Here is a 26,150-nt window from a genome sequence, read left to right as displayed (position 1 = left end):
ATGACATTCGACTTTAAAACTTTAGACAAAATATGAATATAGATTTCTCAAAAAATACAGACGGATTAATTCCTGCCATAATTCAAGATAGCGAAACCAAAACGGTTTTGATGTTGGGTTTCATGAATGCTGAAGCGTATCAAAAAACGGTTGACACTAAAAAAGTGACTTTTTATAGTCGAACGAAACAAAGACTTTGGACCAAAGGAGAGGAAAGCGGCAATTTTCTGAATCTGATTGACATCAAAAATGACTGTGACAATGACACTTTATTGATACAGGTAAAACCGCAAGGACCAACGTGTCACAAAGGAACTGATACGTGTTGGGCCGGCGAAAACAAACCCGATTATGGCTTTATTTCAAATTTGGAAGATACAATCCAACTTCGAAGAGAAAATGCGGATTCTGAAAAAAGTTATGTGGCATCCTTATTTAAATTAGGGATGAACAAAATTGCACAGAAAGTAGGCGAGGAAGCAATAGAAGTGGTTATTGAAGCGAAAGATGACAATGACGATTTATTTTTGAGCGAAAGTGCTGATTTGCTTTTTCATTATCTTATTCTGTTACAAGCCAAAGGATTTAAGCTAAATGATGTTGTTGAAGTCCTAAAAAGTCGTCAGAAATAGAAATTCCTTTTAAACATTTTCCAGCAAGAAAACCCAATAGTAAATAATATACTATTGGGTTTTCTTTTTTCTTTTATTTCAAATAGCAATCCACTATATTTACTATTATTTTAAAATTAAAGTACTACAATGCAAGTGATGAATTTAGATAATACCACATTGACACAAGAATTAAACGATCCAATACTAAATACGGGATTATATATAATCCTTACAACTGACGAAGACGATGCAAGACCTGTTTATATCTCAGGGAATTTCAATAATTGGCGTACTCAGGACAAAGAGTTTATGATGGAAAAAATTGGAAATAACGTATACCATTATAAATTTTTACATGATTTTGATTATCCTGTCGAGCTTTTGTATAAATTTACGAAAGGAGATTGGAGTGAAGTAGAGATTGACAGCGACGGCACTCGTACGGAGAACCGTTCAACGCTTAATCATACGGGTATTCAAAAAGAACATGTTGCCAGATGGAGAAAAAATTGGTTGCCTTTTAAACAATCTTTTTTGCCACAAGTTCAGTTAATTTCAGATGAATTTATAATCCCGCAACTCAAAAAAACCAGAAAGATTTGGGCTTTGTTGCCTCATGATTATGACAATTCAAGTGAAAGTTATCCTGTTATGTATTTGCAGGATGCTCAGAATTTATTCAATGAATCGGCCGAATTTGGCAATTGGGAAATTGACAAAAAACTGGCTGTTATGTCAGAGTATAAAATTGGAAAAATTATAATTATTGCCATAGAACACGCCGAAGAAGATCGTATAAAAGAATATAATGTTGGGAAAACAGTATTAGGGAAAGGACAAGGCAAGAAATACATCCGATTTGTAACTGATACGCTAAAACCATTTGTTGACAGTAATTTTCGAACTAAAAAAGAACGGGAATTTACTGGAATAGGAGGAAGCTCGATGGGCGGGTTAGTCAGTATTTTCAGTGGATTGAGAAATCCTGAAGTGTATGGAAAATTGATGATTTTTTCACCATCACTTTGGGTAGTTCCAGAACTAAAAATAAATGCTGCAAAAGCCAATACGGCCGATACCAAAATCTATTTGTATGCTGGTGGAGATGAAAGCGAAACGATGATTGAACACATAAAAAGTTTCAAAGATAATTTGGTTTCAAGCGAATTTGTAAAAGACAAATCAAAGATTAATCTAAGCATCAACAGGCAAGGGAAACATAGCGAAACCTATTGGAGTGATGAATTTCCTAAAGCAATAGAATGGTTATTTTTTAATACAAAAGAAACGTAGCTACAAGATTTATAGTGTATTCAATTAATAAGGGGAAAAGAAAAGAACAAATGAAAACAAATACATTACAGAACTTAACTAATTTTTCAGGAACAATTTTGATTCCGGTTTTTGAAACGTATTCAAAAAGTATTGTTCCTATAACTTTTAATGGATTAGAAGTAACATCAAAAGTTTTTTCCGGAAAAAAAGACACTCATTATTTAGCCGAAAAAAATAACAGTACATACGTTTTTATTGGCTTGGGAAAAGAGATAGACTATAAATCATTGAAAACTATTTTTCGTCGTATTTCATCAAAACAAAAAGAAAATTTTAGTTCAAATGTTGCTTTAGTTATACCAGAACAATTTATTGAGGATCAGGTTGAAGCTATCGTTTCTGGGTTGCTTTTAGGAACGTATGATTTAGGTCATTTCAAATCAGAGAAAAATGCACATCCTTTTTTAGACCCTGATTTTACTTTGAATTTGCTTTCTGAAAAAGATTATTTGGCTACAGCCAAAAAAGGAATTAAAATTGCCAAAGCGCAACTGGCCATCCATAATTTAGTTGATTTACCACCTAATACTGTTAATCCAAAATATCTCGCAAATTGGGCTAAAGAAACGGGTGAAAAATATGGATTTGAAGTAGAAGTTTTAGGCCATGATGCTTCAAAAATAGTAGGCCTGGGAGCTTTTTTGGCAGTTGGGAAAGGAAGTGAAAATGAGCCACAATTTATCATTATGAATTACACTCCTGCAGCCCAGGTGAAGCATATAAAACACGTTGGATTGGTAGGAAAAGGAATTACCTTTGATACAGGAGGATTAAATATTAAAACAGCCGGAATGCTTCATATGAAGTGTGATATGGCTGGTGGAGGTGCTGTTTTTGGGGCGATGCAATTGATTGCTGATTTACAATTACCTGTAAAAGTAACCGCAATTGTTCCTTGTGCCGAAAATTCTGTGGATGCCAAATCATTTTTACCTAGCGACGTAATACACAGTTACAGCGGACATTCGATAGAAATTATCGATACAGATGCTGAGGGCAGACTCGTTTTAGCGGATGGATTGTCGTATTTAATTAAAAATTTCAAACCGGAATATATTGTTGACATCGCTACACTTACCGGAAGTAGCGTTGGTACTTTTGGGTATGAATGTGGTGCATTGTTTACCAATAATACAGAAATGGCTAAGAAATTACAAGAAAATGGAGATGCAATAGGAGAGCGTTTGTGGCCTTTACCGCTTTGGGATGTTTATAAATCAGATATTGAAAGTGATATTGCAGATGTAAAAAATTATAGTGGAAAACCAGTTGCGGGAGCAATAAGCGCAGCTAAATTTTTAGAATATTTTACCCAAGAACATAAAGCTTGGGCGCATCTTGATGTTGCAGGTGTAGCATTTGGCGATGATGAATTTGCTAAAAGTAAACATGCAACCGGGTATGGAGTTCATTTATTAACCAAATTTATTGAAAATTTATAACCTATGGAAAACTCTAAAACCTTCCTTTGTATTTCAAATTATTTCAAGGGTGCCGATTTTTTAATTAATTTAAAAAAGTTAGGCAACAAAGTCTATTTAGTGACGAGCGAAAAACTGAGAGACAAACCATGGCCGCATCAACATATTGATGAGATTTTTTATATGGAAGGTCAAGATGTCGATTGGAATTTAGAACATCTGTTGTTAGGCGTTGGTAATTTTATGAAGTCAACTAAAGTTGATGCTATCGTTGCTTTGGATGATTATGATGTTGAAAAAGCCACGTATCTCAGGGAAAACCTCCGTATTGACGGTATGGGACAAACTACAGGACGTTACTTTAGAGACAAACTTGCCATGCGCATGAGAGCAAAAAGTTGTGGGATTCCTATTCCGCCTTTTTGTTCGTTATTTAATGATCATGACATCAATACCTTTGCAGATACGATTCAAGCTCCATGGGTTTTGAAACCACGATCAGAAGCTTCGGCAGCAGGAATTATAAAAATAGATGACAAAGAGAGTTTGTGGATCCATATCAATGAAATGGGAAATAACAGATTCAAATATTTATTAGAACAATTTAAGCCCGGTGATGTGTATCATTGTGATAGTTTAATTTCGGATAGCAAAGTAATCTTTAGTTTGACTTCAAAATATTTAGCCACACCAATGGAAATTTCCAAAAGTGGCGGTGTTTTTCGTTCGGCTACTATTAAATACAATTCAGAAGATGATAAAGCTATAAAAAAGTTAAATGAGCAAGTAATGAAAGGCTTTGGATTGAAACATGGTGCCGCGCATACGGAATTCATCAAGAGCAATGAAGATGGTCAAATTTATTTTCTGGAGACTTCTTCAAGAGTAGGAGGAGCGCATCTGGCTGAAATGGTTGCCGAAGCTTCCAATATTAATCTATGGAAGGAATGGGCGGCTATTGAAGATGCATTGGTAAAAGGAACAAAATACGTTTTACCAAAAGTAAAAAAAGGATATGCCGGAATTGTTTTGACCTTATCAAAATTTCAGCATCCTAATTTATCTTCGTTTTCAGATCCGGAAGTTTGTTTCAGAGTTTCTTTAGAATATCATGCAGGACTTATTGTCAAATCAGATAATCAAGAAAGAGTTTTAGAACTATTAGAAGATTATGGGAATCGTTTTGTTAATGATTTTACTGCTGTAGTAGAACAAATTAAGGTAACCAACCTGCATTAATTTTTAATGGATTAAATAAAAAAGCGACTATTTCAATAGAGATAGTCGCTTTTTTATTTAAAGTTTACTTAAACTTTAAATTGGCATATTTTTATATCTTCGTTGAAATTTTCTATAAAAAAACAACGGTTTCCACTTCTTTCTCACATGAAAAAAACAGTTCTTATTTTTAGCTTTTTAGGATTAATCAGTTGTAAAACATACGATACAACTAGTTTAATTGAATCTCAAAAACCGGTTCAAAATGAATATTATACCATTGCTTTTGGTTCCTGCGATAATCAGAAGATTAAAAATGAACTGTGGTCAGCGATAGATAACAATCATCCTTCAGTTTGGATTTGGGGAGGTGACAATGTATATTCGGATACTAATACTATGGGTTTTCTTAAAAGTAATTATGAAATTCAGAAACAAGACCCTGATTATCTCAGGTTTATTGAAGACAAAATCATATTAGGAACATGGGACGATCACGATTATGGAGCAAATGACGGAGGTGAAGAATATCCTTTTAAAAGAGAAAGCCAACAGTTATTATTGGATTTTTTAGGCACTTCAACGAATGCTCCTGAGCGAAAAAGAGATGGCGTTTATACTGCTAAAATTATTGTTGTAAATGGGAATAAAATAAAAATTTTTGTATTGGATTCGCGATTTTTTAGAACATCCTTGACTAAAGCCATACATTCAAAAAAACGTTTTCAACCTAATAAATATGGAGAAGGTACAGTATTAGGCACCGCGCAATGGAAATGGCTAGAAAAAGAACTTACATCATCCGATGCACAATTTAATGTGATTGTCAGCAGTATTCAATTTTTATCAGATAAGCATGGTTTTGAAGCCTGGGGAAATTTTCCTCATGAAATAGAAAAATTAGAGAAATTGATCGTTTCCACCAAAGCGAAAGGCACTTTTATAATCTCTGGAGATCGTCATATTGCTACTTTCTCTTCAAAAAATGTTACTGGATTATCCTATCCCTTAGTAGATTTTACTTCAAGTGGACTGACTCATATTTACACCTCTTTTACAAGTGAAGAAAATCCTTATGTGAAAGGAAAAGTAGTTAAAGAGTTGAACTTTGGTCTATTAAAATTTGATTTTAAAAATAATAAAGTGATTATGGAAATTCGTGGAAAAGAAAATAAATTTATTCAAGAATATGTTCAGGTATATTCTGAAAAATAATTTTTTAGAGTCCTATTTATTTATAAAATTATAAAGTTTATTTTTGTTCAAAATGATTAATTATGAAAAACCAGTTTAGTATTATTTTTATCACATTTCTATTTTTTAATGGTGTAAATGCACAAGGTTTACTAGGAAAATCGGAGCAAAAATTTACCAGACAAGATACTTTGCGAGGTAGCATCACTAAAGAAAGAGCGTGGTGGGACGCAAAATACTATCATCTCGACATTAAAGTAAATCCTGCAGACAGCACTATTACGGGTTCAAATACAATAAAATATCAAGTAATTCAGGAATACAACAGTATGCAAATTGACTTGCAAAATCCGATGGAAATTAATAAAGTCATTCAGGATGGAAAAGTTTTAAAATATAGAAGAGAAGGAAATGCATTTTTTATTGAATTAATTGCTCCTCAAACAAAAGGTGCAATAAAAGAACTTACCGTATTTTATGGTGGAAAACCAAAAGTTGCAGTAAATCCACCTTGGGACGGAGGAATCACTTGGAAAAAAGACCGTAATGGCAATCATTTTATTGCTTCTTCTTGTCAAGGATTGGGTGCCAGTGTTTGGTGGCCTAATAAAGATCATATGTATGACGAAGTGGATACTATGCTTATCAGCGTTAATATTCCTAAAAATTTGACGAATGTTTCTAATGGTCGTCTGCAAAGTGTTAAACAATTAAAAGATGGAACTAAAACTTACAATTGGTATGTATCAAATCCAATCAATAATTATGGTGTAAATATCAATATTGGTGATTATGTTTCCTTTTCAGAAAAATATAAAGGCGAGAAAGGCGATTTAGATTGTACTTATTATGTTTTAAGAGACAATTTGGCGAAAGCCAAAAAACAGTTCCAAGATGTTCCAAGAATGCTGAAAGCTTTTGAACATTGGTTTGGACCGTATCCATTTTATGAAGACAGCTACAAGTTAATCGAAGCTCCGTATTTAGGAATGGAACATCAAAGCAGTGTGACGTATGGTAATGGGTATCAAAATGGGTATCGTGGTAGAGATTTAAGCGGAACGGGTTGGGGATTAAAATTTGATTTTATCATTATACACGAATCAGGTCATGAGTGGTTTGCCAATAATATCACGTATAAAGATATTGCTGATATGTGGATTCACGAGAGTTTTACAAATTATTCAGAAAGTCTTTTTGTAGAATATTACTATGGAAAAGAAGCCGGATTTGAATATGTGAGAGGGACAAGAAAAGGAATAAACAATGACAAACCAATTATAGGAAACTATGATGTTAATAACGAAGGTTCTGGTGATATGTATCCAAAAGGAGGGAACATGTTGCATACTTTACGCCAAATTGTAAATAATGATGAGAAATGGAGAGGAATATTAAGAGGTTTAAATAGCACTTTTTATCACCAAACGGTAACTACGAAACAAATTGAAGATTATTTAAGTCAGGAAGTTGGAATAAATTTATCAACTGTTTTCAATCAATATTTAAGAGACACCAGAATCCCAACATTAGAATATTTTTTCAAAGATAATCAAGTTGGTTATCGCTGGACGAATTGTGTTTCTGGTTTTAATATGCCTGTTAAAGTAACTCTGAATGGAAAAGAAGAAGTACTGCAACCAGAAACAGAATGGAAAAGTGTTCCAACAAATACTGAAAATTCAAAACTGGAAATAGACAAAAACTTTTATGTTGCCAGTTTTAATATAACACTGTAAAGAATTAAACTAATAAAAAAGGCTGTATTTCTTAAATAAAGTAAGAGATACAGCCTTTTTGCTTTTTCTTGAATGGTATCGATCAAGAACGAACTAGAAAAAAGTTATTAGGATAGAAAAATAATTAAATTAAGTTTTTCTTAATGTAATTAAAACTTTTTACAACAGATTCTATTGGATTTGGTTTATAGTTTGATTCGTGTTCCAAAAAGAAACGTTTCATTCCAGAAAGTTCAGCTTGAGCAAAAATCGATTTGAAATCTATTGTTCCAGTTCCTATTTCTGCATTCCAATCCGGATTAACTTTATCCTTATCTTTTACATGCCACATTGGGAAACGTCCCGGATATTTTTTGAATAATTGCAATGGATCATTTCCTGAACGAACTACCCAGTACAAATCCATTTCAAAATTAACCAAGTTTTTATCGGTCTCATTCAATAAAATCTCATATCCATTCGTTGGTCCAAATTTTGTGAATTCAAAATCATGATTGTGATAGGCTAATTTTAAACCTTCTGCTTTACAAATTTCTCCAATTTTATTTAACTGTAAAGCTAGTTTTTTATAATTATCCCCACTTGTTCCACGCAATTCTGAAACTATGTATGGAACTGTTATATATTCACTTCCAAGGTGATTTGCTGTTTCAATATATGATTTTACAAGATCAGTAGAACCATCTTTAATCATAGAATTAAAATCGAAATGATTACTCGTAGCTTTCAAACCATTATCATCAAGCATCGATTTAAAATCATGAACTGAAGTTTCAAAAAAGCCCTTGTCTATCGAATAACCAAAAGTTTCTACTTCTGTAAATCCAGCTTTTCCAACTTGAGCTAATACTCCTTTTACATCTTTTGGTAAAGTATCACGGAGCGTCCATAATTGAATTCCGATGGCTCTCTTTTTTGAATCAAAAGCAAATGTAGGAGCAATGGCTAATGCGCCTAATGCTAAACCAGCATTAATTAAAAATTCTCTTCTTTTTATCATGGGTTATTTTTTGAATTAGTTAAATATCGCAAATTGCGATAGCCTGTTTCAATGAGGCCAGTTTATCTGGGTTCTTGGGAAGAAATTCTTGTCCAACAAATCCCTTAAAACTAGTTTTCGCAATCGCTTTCATAATTGCAGAATAATTTAGTTCCTGAGTTCCGTCAATTTCATTTCGTCCAGGAACACCTGCAGTATGGTAATGTGCAATATATTGATGGTTATCTCTTATGTTTCTAATCACATCACCTTCATCAATTTGCATGTGATAAATATCATAAAGTAACTTAAAGTTTTCAGAATTTAATCGTTTCGCTAATTCTACTCCCCATGAGGTTCTGTCACATTGATAATCTTTATGGTCAATTTTGCTGTTTAGCAATTCCATGACAAGGATTACATTGTGCTTTTCGGCCAAAGGAATTAGTTTTTGCAAACCAATAACACAATTATTCCAACCTTCTTCATCCGTTTTACCTCTTCGGCTTCCACTAAAGCAAATTAGATTTTTATAACCGGCTTTTGCGACAAGCGGAATCATTTCAGTGTAATTTTTCAGGAGCGTTTCATGAAATTTAATATCATTGAAACCATCTACTAAATTAATCTCTGCGCCATTACACATTGTGGAAACCAAATCATATTTTTTTAGAGTAGGCCAATCTTTTGGTCCAACTAAATCAATCCCGGTAATCCCCATTTTTTTGGACTCGATGCATAACTTATCTAAATCGATGTCACTAAAACACCAACGGGAAACAGAATGGTTTATATTTCCTTTCAATATACCCAATTGTGTTTCTGTTTCATTTTTTGGCATAGCCAAAGCAGAAAATCCAGAAGGAATTCCAAAAGCAGCTGTTGTCGCAAGTAATCCTTTTATTGCGGATCTTCTATTTAAATTAGTACTCATTTGTTTATATTTTATGCTGCAGAAGAAGTTTCTTCTACTTTGTTTTTTTCATTGAATAAAACTGCAAAAAGCAAGAATACTGCTAAAGCAATTCCGGCGGGAATAATCCAAACCATTTCCCAATTTATAGCACCATCTAACATTTTATAATTGTCTGTTATCCAACCTGCAACTGCAAAACCAATCAACATACCAACTCCGTAAGTAGCTAATGTGATTAGACCTTGAGCAGCACTTTTATATTTTTCTCCCGCTTTTGAATTAGTATAAATTTGACCCGAAACAAAAAAGAAATCATAGCAAATACCGTGTAAAGCAATACCTATAATAAGCATGAAGCTTAAATCGCCTCCATTACCATAGGCAAATAAAACATAACGAATTGCCCATGCTAACATTCCAACCAAGATCGTTTTCTTGAAACCGAAACGTGTAAAAAATACAGGAATCAATAATAAAAATAAGGCTTCCGATATTTGACCGATTGCCATTTTTCCTGTAGGATTTTCAACTCCAGCTTCTGTTAAAAATGGATGTGCATTTTGATAATAAAAGGCAAGAGGAATACAAATAAGAATAGATGAGATAAAAAAGATGGCGAAGTTTTTATCTTTCAGCAACTTTAAAGCATCAAGTCCTATAATATCACCTATTTTTATTTTTTCATCACTTACTTTTGGTGGCGTTTTTGGTAATGAAAAACTGAATATCCCTAAAATCAAAGCTGCAATTCCTGCCAAAAGAAATGTGTTTTTAAGCAATCCTTCTGAAACAGCTTTTGCAGTATCCCAATGAAAAATAAAACTGATAGACAATCCTGCTAAAATCCAGCCAATGGTTCCCCAAACTCTAATATTCGAGAACTCTTTTTCCGGATCTTTCATTTGATTAAATGACACTGAATTTACTAATGCTAATGTTGGCATATATAAAATCATGTAACTTAGAACGTAGGTATAGAACATTCCAACCTCTTCTGACTGATACATTTGATACATTAAAAATGCTCCGATAAGATGAAGTATTCCTAAGATTTTCTCAGCATTAAAATATCGGTCGGCAATTAAACCTATAATAAAAGGTGCAATAATAGCGCCCCATGATTGTGTAGAAAAAATGGCGGCAGTTTCTGATCCAGATGCTTTTAGATTATTCCCCAGAAACGTACCAAGGGTTACAAACCATGCTCCCCAGATAAAAAATTCTAGGAACATCATTATGGATAATTTAATTCGAATGGTGCTATTCATTGGTCTTTTTATTTTTTGGTTTTGGTTATTTTTTAATATTCAGCTCGCTATTACATACCGTTTTCACATCCAGTAGTTATTTCCATTGAATTCCATTCTTTAATCATAATGTTTCTAAACCAAACATTATCTCCATGGTCTTGTAATGCAATTTTACCTTTTTTGAATGCAGCAAAACCTGGCCAAGTAGCAAATTTACTTCCTGCAACTAAAGTTTTAAAATTGGCATCCCAAAGTGTCGTTTCAACAACTTTCACTCCATTAAGTAACATGGTCAGTTTTCCATACTTACATACTAAATCAACGGAATTCCATTCTCCGACTGGTTTTACAGGCTCTGAAGAACTTTTAATTAAATCATACAAATTACCTGCTCGGTGCTTTTCAATTTTTCCGTCAGAGTGACCATCATTGTCCAATATTTGCATCTCTAATCCTGTTTCATACGTATTTTTGAATTTTGCTAAATCTTCGTTTACATAGAAAATAATACCACTGTTTGCATTTGCTGCCACTTTCCATTCTAATTTTAAATGAAAATTCTGGTATTCTTTATCTGTTACAAGATCGCCTCCTTCACCATTTTGGGCAGCAGTAGGATCAAAATGCAATACACCATCTGCTACTTTCCAAGCTGAACCAGCAGTCTTTTTTCCATAAGAATGCCATCCGGTTGTGGTTTGTCCATCAAATATTGATTTAAATCCTTTTGGTAATGTTTGTGCATTTGCTGTTTGAATCATTATCATTAAAAGTAATGGTGTAAAAATATTTTTAATCATTTTTAGTGTTTTTAGTTTTTGAATTTATAACGTCAACGCTTTCCAGCCTTGGCGATAGTCTCGTTTTACAAATTGGTTCACTTCATCAAAATTGGTGATTTTCATGTTGTCATTATCCCACAATAATTTTGCAGAACGTCCCGGATAGATTTCTTCTCCAAGCTCTTCTCTCTTCAAATCGTAGCCTCTGATAGCTAAATTAGCCATTAATAAAGCTTCGGTTAAAGGACCTGCAATTTCGAAAGGAGAACTCAGCTCTTTTTTTCCGTAACCTTCAATTGCCGCATCAACCCATTGTTTATAATGTCCATTCGAACCCTCATTAACTCTGGTATATTTTTGAGCTATTTTAAGGTTTTCATTTTTGCTAAGAGGAAGCAAACGAGGATTTAAACCATAGGTATCACACAACATTTTTCCTTTCGTACCAGTAAATAATGTTCCATTTCCACCGTCTCCAAAAATTTCATTTGGACCTAATTCAGAAGGTCTTTCAGGTTGAATTCCTCCATCCATCCAGTGTACTTTTACGTCACCATTTGTTTTTTCTGTTTTTGGAAAAGTTAACGTTACGTGACTTGAAGGGGGACAACTTTCTGGGAAATACCCTCTTTTGAATTCATCTACATAAACTGAACCAACACTACATTGAACATCTTTTGCATATTTTAAGTTTAATACACTAAAAGGAGCTTCAAGTAAGTGACAACCCATATCTCCTAAAGCACCTGTTCCGTAATCCCACCATCCACGCCAGTTGAAAGGTACTAATTTATTTACGTATTCTTTTTTTGGAGCTGTACCCAACCATAAATCCCAATCTAATTCCATAGGAACTTCAGCTCTATTAGTTGACCAAGGAATACCTTGTGGCCATACCGGACGGTCTGTCCAGGCATGAATAGTGTGTACATCACCAATTAAACCGGCTTCATACCATTCTTTCATGATTCGGGTGCCATCATTTGAGGCTCCTTGATTCCCCATTTGGGTGACCACTTTATATTTCTTGGCAGCTTGAGTCAAAATACGCGCTTCGTAAATGTCATGCGCTATTGGTTTTTGCACATATACATGTTTTCCTAACTGCATGGCTGCGAGAGCTTGAATCGCGTGATTATGATCTGGGGTAGATACTGAAACTGCATCAAAATTTTTATGTTCTTTGTCTAGCATTTCACGCCAATCCTTGTAAAACTTTGCCTTTGGATATGCTTTTACACTATTGGCCGCTCTACGCGTATCAACATCACATAAAAAAGCAATATCAGATTTTCCACTTTCGTAAATCTTTCTAACATCATGAGCTCCTTGGCCACCAACTCCAATACTGGCAATTTGCAAACGATCGCTTGGGGCAACAAATCCTCTTCCTAATACATGACGGGGAACAATCATAAATGCAGCTGCAGCTATAGCTGTTGTTTTTATGAAATCACGACGGTTATTTGTGATTTTATTCTCTTCTTCTTTTTGTTTCATTTATTTTTATACGGTTAGTTAATAGTAATAAAATAGTTTAATAAATGACGTGCTTTTGAATATTCTAAAGTTAAATAGAATAAACAGACACCTTTGATCTTATTTTTTAAGGGCTAAAATATATTTCGCCATTGATTTTGCATCCTCTTTTTTTAGAGATGCATGAGCAGCCATAGGTATTGTTCCCCAAACTCCGGAACCTCCTTTTATTATTTTACCGGATAAATAAGCGGCATTTTTTTCATTAGAAGGATATTTCTTTGCAATATCTAAATAGGAGGGACCTATAAGTTTCTTGTCTAATTTATGACATCCAATACAATCTGATTTAGCAATTAATTTTTCACCATCTGATATTTGAAAAATTGTGTTCGGTTTTTTAGTAACTTTACTATATTTTGTGTCTAAATTGTCATTAGTAAATGAGGTTAAGCTAATTAAAGCAACCCCAAAAAGCAAATATTTTAATTTCATTTTCATTTCTATTTAAGTTTTATAATCCTAAGTTTTTTCTATTAAAAGCTTTATTTGTTTCCACGGCAGCAAAGTCATCAAATGCTTTATCAGTAACTTTTATAATATGATTTTTTATAAATTCAGCACCTTCACGAGCTCCATCTTCTTGATTTTTAATGCAACATTCCCATTCCATAACTGCCCAACCTTTGAAATCATATTGTGCCAGTTTGCTGAAAATAGTTTTAAAATCAATTTGACCATCTCCTGGAGAACGATAACGCCCCGCACGATTTACCCAACTTTGATATCCTCCAAAAGTTCCTTGTTTCCCTGTTGGATTAAACTCAGCATCCTTTACGTGAAAAGCTTTGATCCTTTCATGGTAAAAATCGATGTATTGTATATAATCTAACTGCTGCAATACAAAATGTGAGGGGTCATAAAGCAAACAAGCTCTAGAATGATTATTTACAGCCTTCAAAAACATTTCATAGGTTTCCCCATCAAACAAATCTTCTCCAGGGTGAATTTCATAACAAAGATCGACTCCATTTTGATCAAACTCATTTAAGATAGGCAACCAGCGTTTTGCCAATTCAGCGAAACCATCTTCAACTAAACCCGGAGGTCTTTGTGGCCATGGGTGAAAATATTGCCAAAGCAAAGAACCGCTAAAAGTTGCATGTGCATTTAAACCTAAATTTTGGGATGCTTTTGCAGCATATTTCAATTGTTGAACGGCCCATTCTTGTCTCGCTTTTGAATTTCCATGCACATTTACCGGAGCAAAAGCATCAAAAAAATCATCATAAGCAGGATGAACAGCTACTAACTGACCTTGTAAGTGAGTTGATAGTTCTGTGATCTCTAAACCGTAAGAAGCAATTTTTCCTTTAAGTTCATCGGCATAGGTTTTACTTTCTGCAGCCTTTTGCAAATCAATGAATCGAGTATCTAATGTTGGCATTTGAATACCTTTAAAACCTAAATCAGCGGCCCATTTACAAATTCCATCTAAGGAATTAAAAGGAGCTTCATCACTAATAAATTGGGCTAAAAATACCGCAGGGCCTTGTATTGTTGTCATATTATATTTTGTCTAAAACTTTTATGAATACCTATTTTGTTACAAAACGTAAGGAGTCCATTTTTTATCAGATTGTGATGATGCTACTACATTATCAATAAATGCCATTCCTCGTAATCCATCTTCTACAGAAGGGAAGTCTAACATTTCAGGAGTAGGTTCTGTACCATCTAATTTACAACCAAGTGTTAAGGCAAAGTTGCGATAAATATTTGCAAATGCTTCTAAATAACCTTCTGGATGTCCGCCAGGAGTACGGCAATTATGGGTTGCAAATGAAGATAAATGAGCGCCATAATTAGATCCCGCTCTTAAAATTTGAGTTGGTTCATCTAACCATCTAACCGTTAAAGTATTTGGATCATGTTGGAACCATTCGATTCCGCCTTTTTCACCATAAACTCTAATTTTCAAAGCATTTTCTTCTCCTGCAGCTACTTGCGATGCAATTAAAACTCCTTTTGCACCATTATCAAATTTCAACAATACAGCTCCATCATCATCCATTATGCGGCCCTCGACTAATGTATTTAGTTCTGCACAAACATCTGTAATTTTAGCTCCGGTAATATATTCGGCTAAATGTGATGCATGAGTTCCAATGTCTCCCATTACAGAACTTTTTCCTGATTTAGTCGGATCAGTTCTCCAAGCGGCTTGTGCATTACCTTCTCTTTCGGATAGTTTACTCAACCATCCTTGAGGATATTCTACCAAGATTTTTCTAATCTTACCCAGTTTTCCTTCTCTAACCATGGCTTTCGCCTGTTTGACCATTGGATAACCGGAGTAGGTATGAGTTAAACAAAGAATTAATCCCGTTTCTTCTACTTTTTGTTTTAATAGTTTTGCTTCTTCCAATGAAAAAGTCATTGGTTTTTCAATTACTACATTAAAACCATGTTCCAAAGCCATCATTGCAGGTGCAAAATGGGCAAAATTTGGTGTGACAATAGTAACAAAATCGATTCTTTCTTCAGCTGGTAAAGCCGCTTCAGCTTTAATCATTTCGTCATACGTTAAATACGTTCTTGATTCCGGAAGAAACAAGGCTTTACCAGATGCAATTGCGGTTTCTGGTTTTATACTTAAGGCACCACAACTTAATTCAATTAGTCCATCCATATTGGCGGCTAAGCGGTGAATAGCACCTATAAAGGCATCTTGACCACCACCGACCATACCCATTCTTAATTTTCTCATAATAATGAACCTAGATATTTCCTTTTTTTAATTCTTTTACTGCGTAATCACAGGCACGTGCCGTTAAAGCCATAAATGTTAATGAAGGGTTTTGACAAGCGATAGATGGCATACAAGAACCATCGGTAACAAATACATTACTAACTTCATGCATTTGATTCCATTTATTTAAAACGGAAGTTTTAGGATCATTACCCATTCTGGCAGTACCCATTTCGTGTATAGCCATTCCAGGATAACAATCATTATCATAGGTTTTTACATTTTTGATTCCAGATGCTTCGAGCATTTCAGCTGCATCATTCATCATGTCCTCACGCATTTTAGCTTCATTCTCTTTGTATTCACAATCAATGGCCAATACAGGTTGTCCCCATTTATCTTTTTTGTTGTGATCGATGTAGACTTTATTTTCATAATAAGGCAACATTTCTCCAAATCCACCTAATCCCATACTCCAAGAATCCGCAGGAAGAGACATACTGTCTTTAAAATCTCCTCCAAAGGCTAATTCAGCAACTTCCTTATGCCATAATCCTCTACTTGCACCTCCTTGGTAACCAAAACCTCTTAAATAATCTCTTTTATCAGCACCTACATTTTGGTATCGTGGAATATAAATACCATTAGCTCTTCTTCCATATGTATATTTATCTTCAAAACCTTCGGCAGTTCCTTCGGCTCCACAACGGAAGTGATGGTCCATTAAATTATGTCCTAATTGTCCACTGGCATTACCCATTCCTTCCGGATGTGCCTCTGAAGTTGAATTCAACAAAATAAATGTCGAACCTAAAGTAGAACCATTTACAAAAACAATTTTAGCATAAAACTCCATAGTTTCATTTGTTTCCGCATCAATTACCATGACCCCTTTTGCTTTTTTGGTGTCTTTATCATAAATGATGTGATTCACAATAGAGTAGGGTCTTACTGTAAGTCTATTGGTTGCCATTGCAGCTGGTAATGTGGAAGATTGCGTGCTGAAATAAGCACCAAACGGACAACCACGACTGCATAAATTTCTATATTGACAGCTCCCACGACCTTTGTGGGGCACTGTTAAGTTTGCTGTACGACCAATAGTAAGAATACGGGTTCTGTTGTAATGTTTCTCCATTCTTTCTTTTACCGATTTTTCTACACAGTTCAAATCCATTGGCGGTAAAAATTTTCCGTCTGGCAAAAGAGGCCAGTTTTCGGCTTGACCACTAATTCCTGCAAATTTTTCTACATAATCATACCATTTAGTAAGATCTTTATACCGGATGGGCCAGTCATTTCCATAACCATCTTTGGCATTATCTTCAAAATTATGGTCACTAAAACGGTAACTTTGACGACCCCACATTAAAGATTTTCCACCTACATGAAATCCTCTGTACCAGTCAAAACGTTTGTCTTCTGTATACGGGCATTCCAAATCATCAACCCACCATTTTTCGGTAGCTTCATTGTATGGATAATCACGAGTTTGCACTGGATGTGTTCTTTTTTGTTCTTCGGTAAGTCTACCGGCATGTTCAAATTCCCAAGGAGCTTTCATGGCAGATTCGTAATCTTTAATGTGCTCAATATTCATACCTCGCTCTAACATCAAAACGTTTAAACCTTTCTCGGTAAGTTCTTTTGCTGCCCAACCACCACTAATTCCTGATCCTATTACAATAGCATCATATGTATTTTGTTCTTTTAAATTGGTATTTATATTCACGTGTAGTATTTTTATATTTTAAGGATATTTTTAAAGTCAAAAAGGTTTAATACTATTATGTTGCCCAAGCTTTTTGACCTGGGATATAATCTACGTTTCCATCATATCTGCCAGGGACAGGAAGGTATTCGCGTGCTTGTGTACAGCCTATTTCTGAAGAATAATACCCCAGAAGAGTCAAATCTCTGGCAATCAGAAAGAAAGAAGGTGCTTTATTACTAGCTATTGCTTCATCTTTTAAAGCTTCCATTAATTTTTGACGTTCTTCAATTGACATTGCCAAGAAATCCTTATTGAAATCTTTCAAACATTTTGCTTGCATATCTTTCATTCCAGAAGCAAAAATTTCTTGCATTTTTGCCGGATAACAATCTCTAATCATCATAGGAATAAAAGGGCCAAGTCCTGCGGCTTTAGCTCCTGGTGAAGATGCTGTAGTCGGTATAATGATATCGGCAAATTCACCTAAAATTTCCTCATCAGAAGCAGAAAAAAACACTCGATTTTTCTCTTTTTCAGGCAAAGTAAAACTTTCAAATAAAACGCCCATTGTAGTAGCTGAGATTGCGCTTCCCATCAAAAACGCAACGCTTTTAAGTGCTTCTCTTCTATTCATTTGTTAATTATTAAAATTGTGGATTGTTCTTAAATTATTATAACCTTACAATAATAAAGAAAAAAAAAACAGCTAAATTTTTTTTATGTTAATTTATTGAATAATTCCGTTTTTTTCAAATTATTAAGGGAATAACTTTGAAAAATTCATTAAACACTATCTCTAACCTTTTAAAACAAGAAAAAAAATATATTTTAAAAAACAAAGTAGGTCTGAAAATTCTTTTTTTTGCTATTTTTAGTTTAATTTAATCGGTTTTAACCTACTAAAATTTAATAAACTTTCATTTTCAGGAATCTCAATGCGTTAAAATGACATTAAAGCCGAAAATTAAACTTTAAATTGAATTTTAGTTAGTGTAAATAAATGCACAGTACTGCAACAATTATAAGTAGTGTTAGCTTGCAATAGAATAAATATCAAAAAGAAATAAAATAAAGTTTTTAAAAAGTACAAGTTAGATAGTTTTAAACTTGATTTAATAAAATAATTTACCTTTCAAATAATCCAAGTGTCCCACCAACCCAATCTTTGTCTTTATTGAATTTTACGCCAATCATTTCGCCGCGACTCAATCGTACCAAGTTGCATAGTAGAGTAGGAGCAGCATCTTCTTTTTTCCAAACACAAAGCACACGGACTTCGGCTTTTACTTTTCCGTCAGGAGATTGTACAATAGGAATGTAGTTTACCTTTTTTTGAAGAATATAAAGTTCTTTTTCGACCACAGATTCAATATCCTCTTTTGTTACATGAAAAATAACGCCTGTTCCTGAGAAAGAAAATAAAGGTTTTAAAACGTAATTTTCTAAATCTTTAGGAATTTCTTTGAGCTCACTTAATAAAGTAGTTTCTATAAAATATTTCCCTTTTAGAAAAGGTAAAATAAATTTACTGATTCGAAAAAACCAATTGGGATGTCCAGCCCATTCTACATCAAGTTCATCAGAGAAATGGAAATTTAACTTTAAATCAGTTCGCAAATCCAATTCATCAAAAATAACGCGATTATAGATTCTTTTTACCAGAATTTCATCGCCTTTTTCGTTTTTATAGAACAGTCGTTTGCCTTTTTTTATGAGCTCGGTAACACAAACTACCGGTATACCAATATCTCTATTGCAATAATAAAAATCAATTTTGGTATTTTGTTTTTCGGGTTCAATTTCCAGGAGAATAACATTTTCTTTTGGCTGATTATTGCAAATCGCTTCTTCAAGAATATCTTGATATCCTTGTGGTTCAATACCATTGATAAACGGTGTCAACTCACTAAGAAAAGGGTAGTGATTTTTGAATTTTTCATACAAATTAACCTGATAGTTGTACAAAGAAGGAAATCCTTGCACTTCAATTAGTTTAGGGATAATTACTCCATCTTCTTCACAAATTCCAAAATCAATTGCTAAAAAAGTGGTATGCTCATCCTCATTTGGAACTTTATGATTTAATTCTAATGATTTATCAGTAAGTAATTTAAAGCCTTCTTTTTGAACAAAATCTACAACTTCATTACAGCCTTCGATCAATTGTGCTTTTAACTCATTCGAAATAAAAAAAGGTGTTTCACCTAATCGAAAAGTAGGTGCATAATTAAAATCGGAAGCAATATCATCTTTAAATTCCTGATATTTCGTTTTTGTAAACTGAGCATTAAATAACTCCCGATATTTTGAAATCATCTCGAAATGAATTTATTAATTAGAAAGCATTTTTTTGGTTTTCATCAAATCATTAATAGCAGTTCTCAGAAAGTTTGGAATCAAGGTTTCATTAGTTCTGTAGATTTTATCATCATCTAATAAATCTTCCAGCATGTTTCTAAACTTCCTTTTCCCTTTCATAGCCCTGATTTTTTCTTTTGCCTGTTTATTTCTTAAATGGGAAACAAAGCTTATTGGATCTGCTTCGGGATGAAATTGAGTACCTACAAAATAGTCCGTGAAACGAACCGCCATAATAGCACGTTCGTATTGTACATGGTCTCTAATTTTCTCCAATGAAATAATTTTAGCCCCTTTTTTTGCAAAAACACTTAGTTTTGGTTGTACAACTTGATAATCTCTGGAATCAATTGCATAAAAAGGATCTGCGAGTCCTTCAAATAAAGAATCAGTAAGTCCTTCTTTGGTTTTATGAATTGTCATTACACCAAAAGAAGTATCATTCCTTCGGGTCACCGTGGCCAGCCCAAAATGCAAACAGGCCATTTGAAAAGAATGGCAAATGAACAGTACATGCTTTTTAATTGCATTTTCAGTATTCCATTTATGCAATGAATCAATAAACGCATAATATTTCACATCCCAATTTCCATCGCCAATTAGCGGGTTTCCTGGACCTCCAGTTGAAATATAAATATCAAAGGTATTAATATCCGGCAATTCACATTTTACCCGAACATCAAATATTTCAAAATTAACTACTGGACTAAACCTACTGACAACATCAATAATACAACGCATTCCCTGATTAGGCTCACCGTTGTACATATCTAAAATCGCGATTTTTATAATTTTATTCGACATAACTATTTTTAAAAAACAATGTGCAAAGGTAATTTATATTTTATAATCCCTTTGTAAATTCGCCAGTTATAAAGTCCACCACTCTGGAAAGATCACCGGTTTCTTCAAAAACAGTTAATTGTTTATCTGCTCCAGTTCCGTTTTTCAAAATTTCATGAACATAATTAATATCTTCACGGCTTCCCAATTCATCTACTACATCGTCAATAAAATCTAACAATTCCAAGATAAGCATTTTGGTTTCCACTTCTTTTTGCAATCCAAAATCAATCATATTATTGTCAATTCCATATCGGGCTGCACGAAATTTGTTTTCCTTTATCAAAGCCAATCGATAAATATTAAAACTCGTATTATTCATGTTCAATTTGTAGAGTTTGGCCACAATTGCCTGAATAATGGCAACAATACAAATCGTTTCATCAACGGTTAAACACATATCACAAATCCTAAATTCAATCGTATTATAAAACGGGTGCAAGCGTAAATCCCACCAAATCTTCTTAGGATTATCAATACAATTGGTTTTTACCAACGTATCTAAATAATTTTGGTATGCTGCAACCGAATCAAAATATTCCGGTAATCCAGTTCTTGGAAACTTGTCAAAAACCTTAGTTCTAAAGGATTTATAACCTGTTTTTCTTCCTTCCCAAAAAGGGGAGTTTGTAGAAAGCGCAAATATGTGAGGCAGGAAATACGTGGCCTGATTCATCAATTGCAAGCCAATTTCACGGTTTTCAATACCTACATGACAATGCATTCCAAAAATCAAATTGGAACGTGCTGCATCTTGCAATTCGTTTACAATATCATGGTAACGAGGATCGTCAGTAATAGGCTGATCCTGCCACTTCGAAAAAGGATGCGTTCCTGCTCCACCCACAATCAAATCTTGCTTATCCGCTAACTCAACGATTTTGGAACGCAGAAATCGAATTTCATTTTTGGCATCATTTACATTATTGCAAATATTTGTCCCCACTTCCACCACCGATTGATGCATTTCGGCCTTCACTTGCTCATTCAAAATTATTTTGGCGCCATCCACAATTTTTGACAAATGCGACCGTAAATCCCTTGTTTCAGGATCAATAATTTGATATTCTTCTTCTACACCAAGTGTAAAAATGGGTAATTTTTTCATTCAATTTATTTTTTTTAGGAGCTATTTACTTCGTCAGTTCGCTTCGCTCGTGTCCCGCTTTCCGTTGCAATCTTTTTTGTCCTGAAAAAAATCAGGACAAAAAAGGATTTTTACTTTAATCGGGGCTAGGGCATTTCGTAATCAACAAAACTTTTATTTAAAACTACATTTTTCTTCCCCAAACTGAATACTGATTACTTTCCTCCGGCGGCGTCTTTTATAAAAGTTCCCCAAGTCAAATTCATTTTTCCCGTTTTCTGTTTTTTGGCAGCAGCAATAGCCATTTTAGCGGATTCTTCCACCACCCATTCAAAATTTTCAGCACCAACAGAAGTCAATTCTGCATCAGGCGCTGGATTTCCAAAATCAATAGCATATGGAATTCCGTCACGAACTGCGAATTCTACCGTATTAAAGTCATATCCTAAACCTTTACAAAGACTTAAAGTGTAGTCTTTTATGGTAGCTAATAACTTTTTATCAACTGGAGGTCCATCAATTACATACCGCAGATGATGCGGATTTCTTGGTTCGTATTGCATAATTCGAACCGCTTTGCAACCCAAACAATAGACCCTAAAATATTCCGTAAAAACAATTTCTTCTTGCAACATCATCACTAACTGCCCCGTTTCCTGATGCTTGTCCCAAAACTCTTCTTTGTTTTCTAAACGATACACGTTTTTCCAACCGCCACCAGCGTATGGTTTCATGTAAGCCGGAAATCCAATGTAATCAAATATTCCTTCCCAATCCATTGGGTATTTTAAGTTTCGGAAAGATTTTCCGGTGGTATCAGTAGGATGTTCGGCTGAAGGAAGAATTACCGTATTAGGCAGTGGAACTCCAAGGGTATCTGCTAAAGCGTTATTGAAAAATTTATCATCAGCACTCCACCAAAAAGGATTGTTAATTACATTAGTTCCTGTTAAAGCGGCGTTTTTTAAATAAGCACGATAAAAAGGAACGTCTTGCGAAATTCGGTCAATGATTACAGCATATTCACCATCTTTATTTTGAACTACTTTTTCAATAGCAACAGCTTCAGCAATGATTCCTTTCTCATTTTTTGAATTGACACGATCAATAAATGCTTGCGGAAAGGTGTCTTCCATTCCAAATAAAATTCCAATTTTTTTCATCTTGATACGTTTATAATTTTAAAAAAATTTAATTCTTGATAAATAATGCGGAAACATTTCTTTCCAAACAGGCCAGTCGTGCTTGCGTTCCTGACGGATATCTAACCAATGATGAATGTTCCTGTCGCTTAGAACTTTGCTTAATTTTAGATTGGCATCAAAACAAATATCCCAATTAGAAGTTCCTAAAACGATATCCATATTCCACAATTCAGAATCATTTAGACCGTATAAATAATCTTCCGGACTGTTGTAAAACACATCATCATTATGAAAACCATCCATAAAACTTTTAATATTGAAAGCACCGCTCATAGAGAACATATGACTGACATAACCAGGATGACGAAAGGCAAAATTAGCGGCATGATACCCGCCAAAACTGCAACCTGCCACAGCAACTTTTCCTGAGGAAGTATTGTTTTTTAACTTTTCGACGATTTCATGACAAATCATTTTATCGTATCTAACGTGATTTTCTATACGATGTATGGGATGAATATTATTATTGTAAAAACTGTCTTTGTCTATGCTGTCTGGACAAAATATTTGGATTAAACCCTGATCGATGTACCATCTTGCGGAATCAATCAATCCCATGTCTTTATTTTCATGATAACTGCCCATGGAAGTAGGAAACAAAATAATAGGATATCCTGCGTGTCCAAAAACTAACATTTCAATATCCCTGTTAAGATTAGGTGAATGCCATTTGAAATATTCTTCCTTCATAACTTTATTTTTAACAATTATAATGAAAAAATTCATGCAAATGACATAAATATTTATGCTTAATTAAGATTTATTATATAAAACATTACGATTATCAAATCGTAATTAAATTGCAAAATTCGAATCAATATCTTTCTGTTTTTTAAGTTATAAACAACAAATCAAGTCCTTTTAACATATTTCTAAAGCGAAAAAATCTAACAATTTCAAAAAACCGATGGGATTGTACTAAAAATTAAGATTTCATAGCCCTTTAATTAAATAGTCAAAATCAGGATTGCTTTTTTATTATTCATTTAATTCAAACAGTTGGACTTGACTTTTTAGTCTTTCAATTAGGATACTCATCATTCTTTTATTGATATTAGACGAGTTTTTTATGTAAACAGCATACTCATCCGAAGTAAATAATGCGATTATCATTCCTTTTAAAGCATTTCTAAACTTGATGTCTTTTTGGATTACATTTTCTATAACCGATAATTTTTTCTCAACTGTGTAGCTATAAAAGTCTGCTTTGTTTTTTGCTATATAATTAATAAAAGAAGCAATAAACAAATCATTTTGCAACTTTAAAATAGGCCTAAGTACTTCATTTTGAAATGATTCTTCGGTTGAAGATTGATTGGTTACCGAACCTATTGATTGTCCTCGGAATTGTTTTAAAAAAGTATCGCGTTCGCTCATGGTTTTTTCTTTAAAAATAAAGAAAATAGCTATAAGAAAAGTTTATTTTTGCAGTTATAAAGAAAAATTATGAGATTTCATACTAGAAAATGGGTAAAACCAGAAGATTTAAACCCAAACGGAACCTTATTTGGAGGTAAATTATTGGCTTGGATAGATGAAGAATTGGCTTTATATACCATCATCCAATTAGAAAATACCAGAATTGTAAATTTGGATGCTGAAGGAAAACCAAAAGCACACGGAAAAACAGCTATAGAATTTGTAAAGGACCGATTGTAATTCTCCTTGCATTTAAGAAAGTCAAAACAAAAAATATTTTTTAGACTTTAAAATCATTTTCGGAGGCAGTTTCAAAAATTTCCAAATCAAAATAGTCTACTGAAGCAATAATATGATCGAATATATCCGACATGATGTATTCGTAATTCTCAAATCGTTTGTCATGTGAAAATGCATAAACTTCAAGCGGAACACCGTGTGAAGTGGATTGCAATTGACGACAAAGCATAAGCATCTCTTTATTTAATCCGGGATAATTGAATAGGTATTCCGTAATATACTTTCGAAACAATCCTAAATTTGTCAAATTTCGTCCGTTAATCGCAATTGATTTATCAATTTTATTACTGAAATTATATTTGTCTATTTCTAATTTTCGGGTGTCAATATAATCCGATATAAGATGAATTTTTTTCAAGTCATTTAATTCTGCTTCTTCCAAAAATCGAATGCTACTTGTTTTAATAAGAATGTGTCTTTTGATACGTCGACCATCTGAATTTAGCATTCCGCGCCAGTTTTGAAACGAATCAGAACTTAAACTGTACGTTGGAATTGTAGTAGTGGTATTATCAAAATTTCGAACTTTCACTGTTGCCAGATTGATTTCAATCACATCACCATCAGCTCCAAATTTATCCATCGTAATCCAGTCCCCAATTCGAACCATATCATTTATAGAGACTTGAACGCTGGATACAAAACCTAAAATGGTATCTCTGAAAATCAAGATTATCACCGCTGAAACAGCTCCTAAAATGGTTAAAAGCTCTTTTTGGTCAATATCAAATAATTTGGAAATAATAACCGTAATCCCAACCGCCCAAAGCACAATCATGATTACCTGAATAAAACTGTCAATAGGTTTGTCGCTGTATCTTGGTTTCAGCTTTAAATAATCACGTAATGCATTGAAAATAGTGCGGATAATCCATAAAACGAGCATTACAATATAAATCCCGACCAGCTTACCAAAAACACCTTCCCAATATTCATATCGTTCTAGAATTATTGGAACCGATTTATAAATAAATAATAGCGGAATTAAATGTGCAATGTATTTTGCCGTTTTATTGGTAACCAGTAAATCATCAAATTTGGTTTTAGTTTTTTGGGCTATCACCGCCATGATCGTTACCAAAATAAGACGAAAGACCACATAAATAAAATACGCCAATATGCAAAGCACAATAATATTTATAATCAGACTCAGATAAGAAGCAAAACTGCTTCCAAATCCCCATTTTCTGAATACAGGATATAGAAAATTGAATATTTTTTCTATTAATTTATACATTTTTCAAGTATTTCTTTTCTATGTAAAAAGTCCCAAAAGGAACTACTGATGCCAGACAAATAATGCCGAATTTTTTCCAATCCCAGTTTTGCTCAAACTTTAGCATTATTGCCAAAATAATATAGGTAACAAACAAAAGTCCGTGTGCCATTCCTATTGGAAATAATAGTGTTTTATAAAGAGTGAAATTGGTAGGTTTTATAAAAAGCATATTCGAAAATAAAGCCAAGTAAGAAACTCCTTCGAGTAAAGCGATAACCTTGAAAAATTTAAACATAAAAAATAAATTAGATTATAAAAGTAAAAAA

25 protein-coding genes are annotated in these 26,150 nt (G+C 33.7%); 7 read left to right on the top strand and 18 right to left on the bottom strand.

Features of this window, described 5'->3' with window-relative positions; translation table 11 throughout:
- Nucleotides 1-32 precede the first annotated feature (32 nt).
- The 6 genes from hisIE to E0H99_RS15650 all read left to right on the top strand — a co-directional run bounded on the left by hisIE (nt 33) and on the right by E0H99_RS15650 (nt 7,521).
- Nucleotides 33-632: a bifunctional phosphoribosyl-AMP cyclohydrolase/phosphoribosyl-ATP diphosphatase HisIE gene (gene hisIE / locus E0H99_RS15675; RefSeq protein WP_131997746.1), complete on the top strand. Its 600-nt coding sequence runs from the start codon at nt 33-35 to the stop codon at nt 630-632.
- Between the two features lie 138 nt (nt 633-770).
- The gene (locus E0H99_RS15670; protein WP_131997743.1) at nt 771-1,907 is read left to right on the top strand and encodes an alpha/beta hydrolase; all 1,137 of its coding nucleotides are present in this window, start codon (nt 771-773) and stop codon (nt 1,905-1,907) included.
- Between the two features lie 50 nt (nt 1,908-1,957).
- A complete protein-coding gene (locus E0H99_RS15665) occupies nt 1,958-3,391 on the top strand; it encodes a leucyl aminopeptidase family protein (protein ID WP_131997740.1) in 1,434 nt (477 codons plus the stop codon).
- Nucleotides 3,392-3,394: 3 nt separating this feature from the next.
- On the top strand, nt 3,395-4,609 hold the full coding sequence (locus E0H99_RS15660) for an acetyl-CoA carboxylase biotin carboxylase subunit family protein (RefSeq protein ID WP_131997737.1): 1,215 nt from the start codon (nt 3,395-3,397) through the stop codon (nt 4,607-4,609).
- Between the two features lie 147 nt (nt 4,610-4,756).
- Nucleotides 4,757-5,803 carry an alkaline phosphatase D family protein gene (locus E0H99_RS15655; protein WP_131997734.1) on the top strand — a complete coding sequence of 349 codons (1,047 nt, stop codon included), beginning with the start codon at nt 4,757-4,759 and terminating at the stop codon, nt 5,801-5,803.
- A gap of 62 nt (nt 5,804-5,865) precedes the next feature.
- Nucleotides 5,866-7,521, top strand: coding sequence for a M1 family metallopeptidase (locus tag E0H99_RS15650; RefSeq protein WP_131997731.1), 1,656 nt, complete (start codon nt 5,866-5,868; stop codon nt 7,519-7,521).
- A 124-nt stretch (nt 7,522-7,645) separates the two neighbouring features.
- Here E0H99_RS15650 and E0H99_RS15645 read toward each other — a convergent pair whose 3' ends face one another.
- The 16 genes from E0H99_RS15645 to E0H99_RS15570 form a co-directional block, all read right to left on the bottom strand.
- Nucleotides 7,646-8,521: a sugar phosphate isomerase/epimerase family protein gene (locus tag E0H99_RS15645; RefSeq protein ID WP_131997728.1), complete on the bottom strand. Its 876-nt coding sequence runs from the start codon at nt 8,519-8,521 to the stop codon at nt 7,646-7,648.
- 19 nt (nt 8,522-8,540) lie between these two features.
- Nucleotides 8,541-9,434 (bottom strand): hydroxypyruvate isomerase family protein, encoded by an 894-nt coding sequence (locus tag E0H99_RS15640; protein WP_131997725.1) that lies wholly within the window; start codon nt 9,432-9,434, stop codon nt 8,541-8,543.
- Nucleotides 9,435-9,445: 11 nt separating this feature from the next.
- Complete coding sequence (locus tag E0H99_RS15635; protein WP_131997722.1) at nt 9,446-10,684, bottom strand: nucleoside permease; 1,239 nt, start codon at nt 10,682-10,684, stop codon at nt 9,446-9,448.
- 50 nt (nt 10,685-10,734) lie between these two features.
- Nucleotides 10,735-11,466 carry a DUF1080 domain-containing protein gene (locus E0H99_RS15630; protein WP_131997719.1) on the bottom strand — a complete coding sequence of 244 codons (732 nt, stop codon included), beginning with the start codon at nt 11,464-11,466 and terminating at the stop codon, nt 10,735-10,737.
- Between the two features lie 24 nt (nt 11,467-11,490).
- Nucleotides 11,491-12,948 carry a Gfo/Idh/MocA family protein gene (locus E0H99_RS15625; protein ID WP_131997716.1) on the bottom strand — a complete coding sequence of 486 codons (1,458 nt, stop codon included), beginning with the start codon at nt 12,946-12,948 and terminating at the stop codon, nt 11,491-11,493.
- Between the two features lie 99 nt (nt 12,949-13,047).
- Nucleotides 13,048-13,428: a c-type cytochrome gene (locus E0H99_RS15620; protein ID WP_235832134.1), complete on the bottom strand. Its 381-nt coding sequence runs from the start codon at nt 13,426-13,428 to the stop codon at nt 13,048-13,050.
- 13 nt (nt 13,429-13,441) lie between these two features.
- Nucleotides 13,442-14,494: a sugar phosphate isomerase/epimerase family protein gene (locus tag E0H99_RS15615; RefSeq protein ID WP_131997710.1), complete on the bottom strand. Its 1,053-nt coding sequence runs from the start codon at nt 14,492-14,494 to the stop codon at nt 13,442-13,444.
- 39 nt (nt 14,495-14,533) lie between these two features.
- Entirely contained in the window at nt 14,534-15,697 is a 1,164-nt protein-coding gene (locus E0H99_RS15610; protein WP_235832135.1) for a Gfo/Idh/MocA family protein, read from the bottom strand.
- Between the two features lie 10 nt (nt 15,698-15,707).
- Nucleotides 15,708-17,411 (bottom strand): GMC oxidoreductase, encoded by a 1,704-nt coding sequence (locus tag E0H99_RS15605; RefSeq protein ID WP_131997707.1) that lies wholly within the window; start codon nt 17,409-17,411, stop codon nt 15,708-15,710.
- Between the two features lie 55 nt (nt 17,412-17,466).
- Nucleotides 17,467-18,027, bottom strand: coding sequence for a gluconate 2-dehydrogenase subunit 3 family protein (locus E0H99_RS15600; protein WP_131997704.1), 561 nt, complete (start codon nt 18,025-18,027; stop codon nt 17,467-17,469).
- Nucleotides 18,028-18,518: 491 nt separating this feature from the next.
- A complete protein-coding gene (locus tag E0H99_RS15595) occupies nt 18,519-19,709 on the bottom strand; it encodes a hypothetical protein (protein ID WP_131997701.1) in 1,191 nt (396 codons plus the stop codon).
- 15 nt (nt 19,710-19,724) lie between these two features.
- Nucleotides 19,725-20,555: a type 1 glutamine amidotransferase gene (locus E0H99_RS15590; RefSeq protein WP_131997698.1), complete on the bottom strand. Its 831-nt coding sequence runs from the start codon at nt 20,553-20,555 to the stop codon at nt 19,725-19,727.
- 40 nt (nt 20,556-20,595) lie between these two features.
- Nucleotides 20,596-21,702 (bottom strand): carboxylate-amine ligase, encoded by a 1,107-nt coding sequence (locus E0H99_RS15585; protein WP_131997695.1) that lies wholly within the window; start codon nt 21,700-21,702, stop codon nt 20,596-20,598.
- 194 nt (nt 21,703-21,896) lie between these two features.
- On the bottom strand, nt 21,897-22,844 hold the full coding sequence (locus E0H99_RS15580; protein ID WP_131997692.1) for a RimK family alpha-L-glutamate ligase: 948 nt from the start codon (nt 22,842-22,844) through the stop codon (nt 21,897-21,899).
- Between the two features lie 18 nt (nt 22,845-22,862).
- Nucleotides 22,863-23,576: an esterase family protein gene (locus tag E0H99_RS15575; protein ID WP_131997689.1), complete on the bottom strand. Its 714-nt coding sequence runs from the start codon at nt 23,574-23,576 to the stop codon at nt 22,863-22,865.
- Nucleotides 23,577-23,864: 288 nt separating this feature from the next.
- Nucleotides 23,865-24,263, bottom strand: a complete 399-nt coding sequence (locus E0H99_RS15570; protein ID WP_131997686.1) for a glyoxalase — start codon at nt 24,261-24,263, stop codon at nt 23,865-23,867.
- Between the two features lie 69 nt (nt 24,264-24,332).
- Here E0H99_RS15570 and E0H99_RS15565 point away from each other — a divergent pair, with 69 nt between their 5' ends.
- Complete coding sequence (locus tag E0H99_RS15565; protein ID WP_131997683.1) at nt 24,333-24,545, top strand: hypothetical protein; 213 nt, start codon at nt 24,333-24,335, stop codon at nt 24,543-24,545.
- A 40-nt stretch (nt 24,546-24,585) separates the two neighbouring features.
- On the opposite strand, the gene E0H99_RS15560 is transcribed toward E0H99_RS15565, so the two are convergent.
- Nucleotides 24,586-25,842, bottom strand: a complete 1,257-nt coding sequence (locus tag E0H99_RS15560) for a mechanosensitive ion channel family protein (protein WP_131997680.1) — start codon at nt 25,840-25,842, stop codon at nt 24,586-24,588.
- Entirely contained in the window at nt 25,835-26,119 is a 285-nt protein-coding gene (locus E0H99_RS15555; RefSeq protein ID WP_131997677.1) for a DUF3817 domain-containing protein, read from the bottom strand. Before E0H99_RS15555 ends, E0H99_RS15560 begins: the two co-directional genes overlap by 8 nt.
- Nucleotides 26,120-26,150 lie beyond the last annotated feature (31 nt).

This window comes from Flavobacterium sp. GT3P67, assembly GCF_004349155.1.
In the GTDB taxonomy this organism is placed as follows: domain Bacteria; phylum Bacteroidota; class Bacteroidia; order Flavobacteriales; family Flavobacteriaceae; genus Flavobacterium; species Flavobacterium ranwuense.
This window is presented reverse-complemented; position numbering and strand designations above follow the sequence as displayed.